The following is an 11,881-nucleotide window of genomic DNA, read 5'->3' on the forward strand; positions in this document are numbered from 1 at the left end:
TCCACTCTTCAATGGTGCCCTCGGTCATCGTCAGGCCGAGCTTGGGCATCAATACTTCAGTTGCCATACTTGAAAATCTCCTTTTCAACAGGCATTAAAACATGCCCTTGATGCCCTTTACCAGGTCCTCCGGAACCACTTTCACCATCTTCTCCAGGGTGGGAGCGAAGGGGATCGGGCAGAAGGGAGCGCCGTACCGCAGGATGGGGGCATCCAGATACTCCATGGCCTCCTCCGCGACGGTGGCGGAGATCTCCGCGCCGAAGCCGCCCTGCTTGACAGCCTCGTGGACGATGCAGAGGCGGTGGGTCTTCTTCACACTGTTCAGCACGGTCTCCTTATCCCAGGGAGACAGGGTGATCAGGTCGATGACTTCGGCCTCAATGCCCTCCTTGGCCAGCAGGTCCGCAGCGCCGCGGGCATTCTTCATGCCGATGGAGTAGGACACGATGGTCACATCCTTACCCTCACGCTCCACGCGGGCCTTGCCCAGGGTGTAAGGCTCCTCCTCGCCGATCTCGGGCACTTCGCCTTTCTCCTTGTACAGGATCTTGTTCTCGAAGTACAGCACGGGGTCGTCGCACTCGATGGCGGCCTTCAGCACCATCTTGGCGTCATAGGGATTGGAGGGCGCCACAACCTTGATGCCGGGGATGTGGGCGAACCAGGACTCCACGCACTGGGAATGCTGTGCAGCGCCGCCGCCGGCAGAACCGTCGGGCGCACGCAGGACCAGGGGCACCTTGGCCTGGCCGCCGAACATGTAGCGGACCTTTGCCATCTGGTTGAAGATCTCGTCCATGGGCACGCCGATGAAGTCGGCGAAGTGCATGTCCACCACGGGACGGGCGCCGGCCAGAGCCGCGCCTACGCCGCCGCCGATGATAAAGGTCTCGGAAATGGGGGTATCAATGATCCGGCCGGGGAACTGCTGGGGCAGGCCCTTGAACTGACCGAAGATACCGCCCTGACGGGCCAGGTCCTCGCCCATTGCGAATACAGTGGGGTCTTTCGCCATCGTCTCGGCCATGGCCTCTTGAGTGGCCTGAGAAAAAGTGATCTTACGCATCGTATTTGTCCTCCTTCGCCTTAGTCATCCACGTAGACGTACTTCATGTACTCGGACGCATCGGCGTACTCACTCTGCATAGCGTACTCCTTGGCGTCTTTGATCTTCTGCTCACACTTGGCATCGATGGCGTCGCACTCCTCGGCGGTCATCAGCTTCAGCTTGGCGGCCTTGGCGCGGAACATCTTCAGAGGATCGGTGTCGTGATAGATCTTCTGGGTCTCGGCGTGGTCACGATACAGTTCAGGGTCGCCCACGAAGTGGCCCTCAATGCGGTAGGTCTTGGCCTCGATGAACGTGGGGCCTTCGCCGGCACGGGCACGGGCAACAGCCTCCTTGGCGGCCTCATACACAGCAAAGACATCCTGGCCGTCCACGATCACACCGGGCACATGATAACCCGCCGCGCGGTCGGAGATGTTCTCCACATTGCAGGTGGTGCGGTAAGGCGTGGTGGAAGCCCAGCAGTTCATCTCGTTGACGAAGATCACGGGCAGCTTCCAGGCGGAAGCGACGTTCATGGCCTCGTGGAAAGTGCCGCGGTTGGAGGCACCGTCACCGAAGAACACCACGGAAACCCGGTCGTTCTTCAGGATCATCTTGCTGGCCAGGGCAGCGCCGGTGGCCAGGTTGTAGCCGCCGCCCACGACGCCGTTGGCGCCCAGCATACCCACAGAGAAGTCGGCAATGTGCATGGAGCCGCCGCGGCCCTGGCACAGGCCGGTCTTCTTGCCGAAGATCTCAGCCATCATGCGGTTCACATCCGCGCCCTTGGCCACACAGTGGCCGTGGCCGCGGTGAGTGGACTCGATCATATCGTCCTTCCGCAGAGCGGAGCACACACCAGTGGCGATGGCCTCCTCACCGATGTACAGGTGCACGAAGCCGGGAATCTCACCATTCAGGAAGTCGTGCTTCACGCTCTCCTCAAACTTGCGGATGGTGCACATGGTCTCATAAAAGTGCTCCGCCAGTTCCTTGGTGTATTTTGCTGCCTTTGTTGCTGCCATAGGAAAAACTCCCTTCTGCCGACTCTCCTGTCGGCACTCTTTGAAATTTGCTGGGACAGATGCGCTGGGCGGTGAAATCGTCAAAATTTTCACCTATGTTCTCTGAAAAGACGTGGCAACAGTTTCCTGCAGCCACGTCCTCTCAGCTAACGCAACTTACGAAACCTTAACCGTTGTTTATACGGAAACGCAGGCTGCCTCTTCAATTAGGCGGCGGGCTCAGTGGTGCCAGCATCAGCCTGAGTGACGCTGGTGAAAGCCTCGATCAGCTCGGGGGTCAGCTCGTCGGCGAACTCGTCGTACACGGGGGCAGAAGCCTCAGCGAACTCAGCAGCAGCCTCGGGAGTCAGCTCGGTGATCTCAACGCCAGCCTCGGCCCACTTGTCCATGATCTCCTGATCCTGGCTGCGGTTCAGCTCACGCTCGTACTCGCAGGCAGCCTGGCCGGCCTCGTCAACGATGGCCTGCAGCTCGGGAGACAGGGAGTTGTACAGCTCAGCGTTCATGCAGAAGAACAGGCAGTCATAAGCGCCGGTCCAATAGGTCAGATAGCTCTGGACCTCCTGGATGGAAGCGGCATCAGCGGTGGGCAGGGGGTTCTCCTGGCCGTCGTAGGTGCCGGTCTGCAGAGCGGTGAACACCTCGGACCAGTTGGCGTTGGTGTAGTCGGCGCCCCACAGCTCATAGGAGCGGTTCAGCAGCTGGGAACCCGCGACACGCATCTTCAGGCCGTTCATGTCAGCCTTGCTGGCGATGGCGTGCTTGCTGTTGGTGATGTGGCGGAAGCCGTTCTCCGCAATGCCCAGCAGGTGCACGTTGTAGGTGCTCTCCAGAATCTCGCCCAGAGCCTCGCCGCCGGCGCCGTCCAGGGCCGCGTCAGCCTCTTCCGTGCTGCTGAACAGGAAGGGCAGGGAGACCACGTTGAACCGCTGGTCGAAGGAGGACCAGATCAGGTTGGAGTGCATGGACAACTCGGTGGTACCGTCCATCAGGGCCTGGATGCCGTCGGTCTGGTTGCCGGCGGTCAGCTGGTCAGCGGGATAGTACTGAACGGTGATGGCACCGCCGGTCTTCTCGCCCACGATCCGGGCGAACTCCTTGGCGCCGTCCACCCAGGGAGAGGTCTCCGTGGCGGAGCAGGCGAACTTCCAGGTCATTTCCTCGAACTCGCCAGTGGAAGCGGCAGCATCATCGCCGCTGTCGGCAGTGGTATCGCTGGCAGCGTCATCGCCACCGCCGCAGGCCACCAGGGCCAGAGCCATGGTGAGCGCCAGGAGCAGTGCAAGAAACTTTTTCATTGTTTTGCCTCCTTAAAATAGTTGTAGCAGGTATTATCTGAAACCGCAAAGCGCGGTTACAGCCAAGTCAGGAGATGCTTATTTGCCGAACAAGAGCACGGTAGAGAACCAGGGCACATAGGTGATGAGCAGCAGCGCAATAATGCATGCCACAATCTGGGGCCACACAGCCTTGGACATAGAGACAATGGTGACCTTGGTCTTGTCCCGCAGGCCCTGAAGCTTCTCGGACACACCGATGGCGACGAACAGGTTGACACCCACGGGAGGAGTCACCTGGCCGATAGCCAGGTTCACTGTGGCGATCACGCCGAAGTGGACGGGGTCGATGCCCAGCTGGGTGGCTACGGGGTACATGATGGGGATAAAGATGTACATGGCGGAGTTGGCGTCCACGAAGCAGCCTGCAATCAGGAAGATCACGTTGACGATCAGCAGGAAGATGTACTTGTTGCCGGAGATCTCCAGCAGCAGAGCCTGGGCCGCCTGCGCAATGCCGAACACCGTGCACACATAGGAGAACAGGGTGGCCGCGCCGATGATCAGCATGATGCCGCCGGTGGTCTTGCCGGAGTCGACCAGAATATCGATCATATCCTTCATCTTGACCTCACGATAGATGAAGACGCCGACCACCAGACCGTATACCACGGAGACGGCAGCCGCCTCGGTGGGGGTGAAAACGCCGCCGTAGATGCCGCCGATGATGATGACGGGCATCAGGAAGCCCCAGAAGGCCTCACGGAAGGACTTCCAGCGCTGGCCCCAGGAGGACTTTGCCTTGGATGCCTGGATGCCCTTCTTGCGGCACTCGATCATGATGATGATCACCAGGGACAGGCCCATCATGATGCCGGGAATCCAGCCGCCCATGAACATATCGCCCACGGAGACGCCGGTGATGGAGGCGTACACCACGAATGCGATGGAGGGCGGAATGACGATGGCGATGGAGGAGGCGCTGGCCATCAGGGAAGAGGCGAAGGGGGCGGAGAAGCCGCCGCGGTTGATCATGGCGGGAATCAGGATAATGCCCAGAGCCGCCACGGTGGCGGGACCGGAGCCGGAGATGGCGCCGAAGAAGCAGGCCACGATAACAGCCACGATGGCGATGCCGCCGCGCCGATGGCCGACGCAGTCATCAGCAAACGCCACCAGACGGCTGGAGATGCCCGCCTTGGCCATGATGTTGCCGGACAGAACAAAGAACGGAATAGCCAGCAGCAGGAACTTTGCCATGCCGCTGTACACGTTGGTAGGGACGACCGTCAGGGGGGAACTGCTGAAGAGCAGGGCGAAAATGGAAGACATACCCAGGCTGACGGCAATGGGGATATTCAGCAGCAGCATCACGAAGAAACTGCCGAACAGGATCAAGTTAATCATACAGTCTCTTTGCCTCCCTCTGTCTCAGCCGGCTTCACACAGGCGGCCTTGTTGCTCATCACGTCGACCAGATACTCGATCGCATGGAGCACCAGGAAGATGGAGCCGATGGGCAGCAGGATGGTAAACACCCATTCGGGCCAGCCCAGAGAGAAGGTCTCTTTGCCGGTGCTGATCTGATCGAACACCTTGTTAAAGCCGGTGTAGATCAGGATGGCGTAAAAGATCAGGTTCACGACCGTGTCAATCACGGTCAGAATCTTTTTACCCCCGACGCCCACATTGTCGAAGATCAGGGACAGCGTAATCATGCTGCCGTCTCTGGTAGCTAGGGCGCAGCCCAGCATGATCATCAGGATGAACACGTTGATGACCAGCTCCTCGGACCACGCGAAGTTGGAGTGGAAAACATACCGAGAGAGCACGTTGATAAACGTGATCGCTGTAACCACGACGGTAATCACACAGAGCACGAATTCCTCGACTTTGGTGAGCCCGTTCATGATCGTCTTGTAGGTTTTCATTCGATCAATCCCTTCAGTTAGTGTGGCGCCCCGTCTTAACAGAATATTTATACGTCTCCTGCGCATGAATAGTTGCCTGTCTATCATGCCGTATGAATAAACTGCCGCAAAGCCGCCTGTTTCACAGAAATACATATTAAATTTCTGTTAACGGAGACAAGTATATCACTTTGCCAATTCAATATCAATCAGCAATCAGAAATTTGTCATTTTGCCCATTTTGTTCTGTGGCTCTTTGCCAATTTTGTACAAACAGCAAAAATATGGCAATTTTAACAGAAAAATAAATTATTTTTGGACTTTTTGCTGATTTTTCGGAAAAAGTATGGTATAATCAACCATAAAACCGCAAAGCGCCGATTCTTACGCAAACCTTACGCAAATCATGGCATTTTGAAATTTTATTCTGAAAGACGTTTGTCCCGCAAGTAAAAATCCTGTACACACAAGGAGCGACATCATGTCCCATTGCCAAATCACACTCAGCGTCAACGCCGGGGTCGCCCTGCATCTGGGTGCCATGCGGGTCTGGTCCGACGCGCTCCACGACCGTCGGGTTGTGGGGTTCTCCACTGTCACCCCTGAGCGCTGGAACATTCTTCAGGCTCATCCGGACTTCGCCAGCCCGGATCTGCTCTTTTTCACCCACTGCCATCCGGACCATTACTCCCGCGCCCTGACAGAGCAGGTGATTGCCCGAAATCCGCAGGTGGCCCTGGTGCTGCCGGAGCAGGAGTTTGACCGCCAGCTGGTGCTGGCCGGTCCCAGCAGCCATCTCACCCTGGAGGGGCTGCACATGGACTTCATGCGCCTGACTCACGAGGGTGCACAGTACCGGGAGGTCCCCCACTACGGCTGTATCCTGGAATATGACGGTTTCCGGGTCCTGATCGCCGGAGACTGCGCCGTGGCGGACCCGCAGCTGCGGGATTTCATCGGCAGCCGCCCCATTGATCTGGCCCTTTTGAACTTCCCTTGGGTGACTCTTCGGAAGGGCCGTCACTTCATCGAACAGGCCATCCGGCCGGAGCATCTGGTGGTATACCATCTCCCCTTCTCCCACGATGACCGCTGGGGATATCGGAATGCCGCCGTCAAGGGTGCGGGCCAGCTCCAGGGGGTGCCGGATGTCCGGCTGCTGCTGGAGCCGTTCCAGCGGGAAATCCTGGCCTGACAGAAGCAAAAAGAGAGACGCGCCGGGCGCGTCTCTCTTTTTGCTTCTGCGGACGCTGTCTCAGTCCACATAAAATATTGTATCCAGCACCTGGTCCCGGGTGATGGTTCCGAAATAGTCCCGAAGGGGGAAGCGGTCCAGCACCGCCCCCACGTCCTCCCGCCGGAATGGCGTGCCCATCAGGGCGCCGGTCACCTCGTCCATGGGGCTGACAGCCAGAAAATCTCCGTAGAACACGATCTGGCGGATGATCCCCTGGTCCACCTCCACGCAGGGCTCCAGGGTGCCGCCGTCCCAGCGGCGCTTGTTCCGCAGGTTGTACTTGGGGGAACGGCCGAAGTTCCACTCCCAGGTGTCGTACTTGGTGCGCTTCAGCTCATCCACAGCAGCCAGTTCCTCATCTGTCAGGTGATCCTCCACCAGACCGCTACCAGCCAATGTTTTCTTCAGATAACTCCAGAAGGCGGGCATATCCATATCCGTCTTCAGGAACTCCCGGATGTTGCCGATCCGACTGCGCACGGATTTTGCGCTCTTGGACTCGAACTTTGCCGGGTCCACATTCAGCGCCCCGGACACCATGCCGGGGTTGGCGTCGAACAGCAGTGTCCCATGATACAGGAAGCGCCCGCGGAGCAGCCGCTGGGCTGTGCCGGACACCTTCCGCCCCTCCACCAGGATGTCATTGCGGCCGGAGGCCTCCGCCTGCAGGCCCAATCCCTGTAAGGCCTCCACAATGGGACGGGTGAACCGCTCCATGGTCAGCCGCTCCGCGTCTCCCACGTCGGTGATGAAGGAGTAGTTCAGGTTGCCCAGATCATGGTACACGGCACCGCCGCCGGTGGTGCGGCGCACCACATGGATTTGATGGGCCTCCACAAAGGCCCGGTTGATCTCACCCTCGGCGTTCTGGTTCTGCCCGATGACGATGGTGTTGTCGTTCTGCCACAGGAGCAGATACTCCCCCGACCGCCGGCTGCGGAGTACCGTCTCTTCAAACGCCAGATTGTAAAAAGGGTCCTGGGATCCGGTCTCCAAATAGTGAATCTCCTGACTCATAGCCGCCTCCTCTGCAAAAAGTGCCGGATGTTTTTTCTTATTGTATACCGTCCGGGCGGTCCCGGCAATGTGCAGAACCACCGAAAATGCCCGCCATCTTTCCGCTGCCCGGATGCGGGAGCGCCCGTTGCGGAATCGGACACAGCGGTCCGGGTTCGGCCCCGGGCCGCTGTGAGGGGAACGCATTTTTACCAGATGGCCTTGGTGTCCACGTCCTGCTTCAGCCGGGCGGCAAAATCCGCCACGGACATGGCGCCCAGATCCTCACCGGTCCGCAGGCGGACGGAGACGGTCTGGTTTTCCATATCCCGGTCGCCCACTACCAGCATATAGGGGATCTTCTCCAGGGTGGCCTCCCGGATCTTCTTGCCGATCTTCTCGTTGCGGCCGTCCACCTCCACCCGGAAGCCGGCGGCATCCAGCTGCTTTGCGATCTGATCGGCGTATTCCAGGGCGCGGTCTGTAATGGGCAGGACCTTCACCTGCACCGGGTTCAGCCACACCGGGAACGCGCCGGCAAAGTGCTCGGTGATGACGCCGATGAACCGCTCCACGCTGCCCAGAACCACCCGATGGACCATGACGGGGCGGTGCTTCTGGCCGTCCTCTCCGGTGTACTCCAGTTCAAACCGCTCCGGCAGCTGGCTGTCCAGCTGGATGGTGCCGCACTGCCAAGTGCGGCCCAGGGAATCGGCCAGATGGAAGTCCAGCTTGGGGCCATAGAAAGCGCCGTCGCCCTCGTTGACCTCGAAGGTCTTGCCCATGTCGGTGATAGCGTTTTTCAGGATGTCCTGGTTATGCTCCCACTCCTCCACAGTGCCGATGTGATCCTCCGGCATGGTGCTGAGTTCAATGGTGTAGCTGAGGCCGAAGGTGGAGTACACTTCGTCGAACAGGCGAACCGTCTCCTGGATCACGTCCTTCATCTGGTCCGGGGTCATGAAGATGTGGGCGTCGTCCTGGGTGAAGCAGCGGACCCGGAACAGGCCGTGGAGCGCACCGGACAGCTCGTGCCGGTGTACCAGGCCCAGCTCGCCCACCCGCAGGGGCAGCTCCCGGTAGGAGTGAGGCTCGCTGGCGTAGACCAGCATGCCGCCGGGGCAGTTCATGGGCTTGATGGCGTAATCCTCTTCGTCGATAACAGTGGTGTACATGTTCTGCTTATAGTGGTCCCAGTGGCCGGAACGCTCCCACAGCTGACGGTTGAGGATGATGGGGGTGGAGATCTCCACATAGCCGTACTTCTTGTGGACCTGGCGCCAGTAATCCAGCAGGGTGTTTTTCAAGGTCATGCCCTTGGGCAGGAAGAAGGGGAAGCCGGGGCCCTCGTCCCGCAGCATGAACAGGCCCAGCTCCCGGCCCAGCTTCCGGTGGTCCCGCTTCTTAGCCTCTTCGATCCGCTGGAGGTAGGCATCCAGCTCGTCCTTCTTCGGGAAGGCGATGCCGTAAATCCGCTGGAGGGTCTCCCGGTTGGAATCACCCCGCCAGTAGGCGGCGTTGCAAGCGGTGAGCTTGAGGGCGTTGCCCTTGATGCGGCCGGTGGAGTCCAGATGGGGGCCGGCGCAGAGATCCGTGAACTCGCCCTGCTTGTAGAAGGAGATATGGGCGTCTGCGGGCAGGTCGTTGATAAGCTCCACCTTGTAGGGCTCTGCCTTCTCCTCCATGAACTTCAAAGCCTCCTCCCGGGGCAGCTCGAACCGCTCCAGCTTCAGCTTCTCCTTGCAGATCTTCCGCATCTCTGCCTCGATCTTCTCCAGGTGCTCCGGCGTGAAGGCGAAGGGGGCGTCCAGGTCGTAGTACCAGCCCTCGTCGATGGAGGGGCCGATGGCCAGCTTCACCTCCGGCCACAGGCGCTTCACGGCCTGGGCCATCACGTGGGAGCAGGTGTGCCAGTAGGTCTGGCGGTACGCCGGATTCTCAAAGGTAAACTCGTTGTTCTTCACTTCTTCAGACATGGTTGATCCTCCTTTTGTTCAAGGGGCAGAAAACAAAAATCCCACCCCTGAAAAATCAGGGGTGGGATACAAAATCGTATTCCACGGTTCCACCCTGCTTGCATCCCCGGAGGGATGCCGCTCGTGTCCTCTATAACGGGAGGTCCCGTCCCAGCCTACATATCGGTGGGCGGCTCCAAGGCGGTGGCTGTGTTCCGGGATCCGGCAGGGTCCGCTTTCAGCCAGCGGCGGTCCCTCTCTGCTGTCGAGTCCCGGACAGCGTCCTTTTCAATGCTTTTTTCAGTAAAAATAAATATATCACGGGCCTTTTTCCTTGTCAAGTGGGAGAACCTGCCTTTTTCCGGACGTCGGTTCCCTCTGTCTTTACAGGCCGGGCCAGAGGATGTCCCGGGCCACCGGTGTGTAGAACAGCCGCTCCACTTCCTCCCGTCGCCGGGTCTGCCCCAGGATCCACATGAGCTTGGCCACCACGGCCTCCGTGGTCATGTCGTAGGCCTCCAGCACCCCCAGATCGCTTTTGAGGCGGTAGCCCACGTGATACACCCCCAGGTCGCTGCCCTCATTCTCCACCTGGGTGGTGAGAACGACGACCCGCCCCGCCTCCATCCAGCGGCGGACGCAGTCGTAAAAGCCGCCCGCCTCCGGCAGGCCGCCCACGCCGAAGCTCTCGATAATCAGGGCGTCGTTCCGCTCCAGCAGGAAGTCCGCCGCATCCCGCCCGGTGCCGGGCACCAGCTTCAGCAGGGCCACCCGCGGGTCCAGGCGGTCGTAAAACACCGGGGCCTCCCGGCAGTCCTGGCGGATGTACCGCAGCAGCACGCCGTCCCGCAGGACGCCCAGCTCCGGGTGATTGATGCTGGAAAAGGCCTGGAAGCTCTTGGAGCGGGTCTTCTTGGCCCGGGTCCCCAGGATCACCCGGCTGTTGAACACGATAGAGACCCCCGGCAGGTCCTCCGCCGCGCAGCGGAAGGCGTCCGCCAGATTTGTCTTGGAATCCGTGGAATCAAATCCGATGGGTCTCTGGGCGCCGGTCAGCACAATAGGCTTAGGACTACCCTGGATCAGATAGCTCAGGGCCGCCGCCGTATACGCCATGGTGTCCGTGCCGTGGGTGATGACAAAGCCGTCATAGCAGCCGTAGTGGTCCCGGATACAGGCGGCGATCTCCAGCCAGTGAGCCGGGGTCATGTTGGTGCTGTCCAGGTTCAGCAGCTGGAGGCAGTCCACGCCGCAGATGTCCGAGATCCCGGGAATATGGGAGAGCAGCTGCTCCGTGGTCAGCTCCGGCGCAAGGCCGCTGTCCGTCACGTCCGAGGCGATGGTGCCGCCAGTGCCGATCAGCAGAATCTTCTTCATCTCATTCATTTCATCCGCTCCTCCGCTCACCCCAGATCCCGGTGGTCCAGCGCTGCCAGGCCGAACCGGGCCGCCAGGTCGATCTCCGCCCGTTCCGCTTCCGTCTCCGCCTGCTTCCGCCGCTGGCGCAGCTCCCGGAGAAACAGGCCCCGGAGGGAGTCCTCCTCCGCCCGCCGCCACAGGTCCTCCGCCATACGGGTGCGGTCCCGGACCTCCAGGGCGTAAAACCGGTCCGCCAGCGCCTCCTGGATGGCCGCGGCGCCAGCGCCGCCCTCTCCGGTCTCGCCGGTGAGGAGGATGCGGTACAGGTCCCCGGCCGTCTCCGGCGGCAGAGCTGCCTCCACGGCGGCCCGGGGCTCTTTTCCGGTGACGTCCACCTCTAAAACCTCATACCGGTGCCGGGCAAAGGGCACAAAGGTCAGGGAGACCTCTCCGCCGTCGGAGATCGTCCCCTCGTAAAAACCTTTCTCCCCCAGCTCGTCGAACCCCCGGCCCTCCGGACAGCCGGGCCAGGCGCAGACCGTCCGCCCCAGTGTCAGGGGCGCCGTCCGCTTGTGGACGTGGCCCAGTGCCAGATAGCAGAGGCCGCTGGCCGCCGCCTCTTCCCGGCGGATGGGGCCGTACCGCGCCTCCGCCCCGTCCAGCTCCCCATGGAGCAGGCCGATGTGACACTTTCCGTCTGCCGGGGCGGTGAAACCCGCCAGCAGGCTCTCCGGCTGTTCCGGGCCGGAGAATGCCGCCCCGTGGATCACCAAGTTCCGCTCCGGCACCTCCACGGCCGTGAGCCTGTTCTCTTTGAATACGTACACATTCTCCGGCCAGTCCACCGTCTCCCAGGGACTGCCGGGTCCGTACCAGTCGTGGTTGCCGGGGGAGATGAACACCCTGGCCCGCATCTGTCCCAGAGCGGCGGCCAGCTGTTCCCCCGTCTCCCGGAAGGGGCTGGCGCTGTCGAACAGATCCCCCGCCAGCAGCACCAGATCGATGCCGTGTTCCTTCACGTAGTCCGCCAGACGGAGAGCCAGTTCCCGGCTCTCCCGGCGGCGGGCC

Annotated in this window: 10 protein-coding genes; 1 reads left to right on the top strand and 9 read right to left on the bottom strand. The window is 60.6% G+C overall.

Translation table 11 applies throughout. The features are described 5' to 3' along the window. Window positions 1-94: 94 nt before the first annotated feature. The 5 genes from HMPREF1546_RS05900 to HMPREF1546_RS05920 all read right to left on the bottom strand — a co-directional run bounded on the left by HMPREF1546_RS05900 (window position 95) and on the right by HMPREF1546_RS05920 (window position 5,287). Window positions 95-1,069: an alpha-ketoacid dehydrogenase subunit beta gene (locus HMPREF1546_RS05900; RefSeq protein WP_021749712.1), complete on the bottom strand. Its 975-nt coding sequence runs from the start codon at window positions 1,067-1,069 to the stop codon at window positions 95-97. Between the two features lie 20 nt (window positions 1,070-1,089). After that, window positions 1,090-2,079 (bottom strand): thiamine pyrophosphate-dependent dehydrogenase E1 component subunit alpha, encoded by a 990-nt coding sequence (locus HMPREF1546_RS05905; RefSeq protein ID WP_021749711.1) that lies wholly within the window; start codon window positions 2,077-2,079, stop codon window positions 1,090-1,092. A gap of 206 nt (window positions 2,080-2,285) precedes the next feature. Further along, the gene (locus HMPREF1546_RS05910) at window positions 2,286-3,377 is read right to left on the bottom strand and encodes a DctP family TRAP transporter solute-binding subunit (protein WP_021749710.1); all 1,092 of its coding nucleotides are present in this window, start codon (window positions 3,375-3,377) and stop codon (window positions 2,286-2,288) included. Between the two features lie 78 nt (window positions 3,378-3,455). After that, a complete protein-coding gene (locus HMPREF1546_RS05915; RefSeq protein ID WP_021749709.1) occupies window positions 3,456-4,763 on the bottom strand; it encodes a TRAP transporter large permease in 1,308 nt (435 codons plus the stop codon). Then, window positions 4,760-5,287: a TRAP transporter small permease gene (locus HMPREF1546_RS05920; RefSeq protein WP_036630559.1), complete on the bottom strand. Its 528-nt coding sequence runs from the start codon at window positions 5,285-5,287 to the stop codon at window positions 4,760-4,762. Before HMPREF1546_RS05920 ends, HMPREF1546_RS05915 begins: the two co-directional genes overlap by 4 nt. Window positions 5,288-5,747: 460 nt before the next feature. On the opposite strand from HMPREF1546_RS05920, the gene HMPREF1546_RS05925 reads away from it, so the two are divergent. After that, window positions 5,748-6,461: an MBL fold metallo-hydrolase gene (locus tag HMPREF1546_RS05925; protein WP_021749706.1), complete on the top strand. Its 714-nt coding sequence runs from the start codon at window positions 5,748-5,750 to the stop codon at window positions 6,459-6,461. Between the two features lie 60 nt (window positions 6,462-6,521). Here HMPREF1546_RS05925 and HMPREF1546_RS05930 read toward each other — a convergent pair whose 3' ends face one another. The 4 genes from HMPREF1546_RS05930 to HMPREF1546_RS05945 form a co-directional block, all read right to left on the bottom strand. Beyond that, complete coding sequence (locus HMPREF1546_RS05930) at window positions 6,522-7,520, bottom strand: lipoate--protein ligase (RefSeq protein WP_051319960.1); 999 nt, start codon at window positions 7,518-7,520, stop codon at window positions 6,522-6,524. A gap of 188 nt (window positions 7,521-7,708) precedes the next feature. Then, on the bottom strand, window positions 7,709-9,475 hold the full coding sequence (thrS, locus tag HMPREF1546_RS05935) for a threonine--tRNA ligase (protein WP_021749704.1): 1,767 nt from the start codon (window positions 9,473-9,475) through the stop codon (window positions 7,709-7,711). 363 nt (window positions 9,476-9,838) lie between these two features. Beyond that, on the bottom strand, window positions 9,839-10,840 hold the full coding sequence (locus HMPREF1546_RS05940) for an asparaginase (protein ID WP_021749703.1): 1,002 nt from the start codon (window positions 10,838-10,840) through the stop codon (window positions 9,839-9,841). A gap of 17 nt (window positions 10,841-10,857) precedes the next feature. Next, the coding region (locus tag HMPREF1546_RS05945; RefSeq protein WP_021751772.1) for a DNA repair exonuclease at window positions 10,858-11,881 on the bottom strand (1,024 nt) is incomplete at its 5' end.

The organism is Oscillibacter sp. KLE 1745 (assembly GCF_000469445.2).
Lineage (GTDB): Bacteria > Bacillota > Clostridia > Oscillospirales > Oscillospiraceae > Oscillibacter > Oscillibacter welbionis.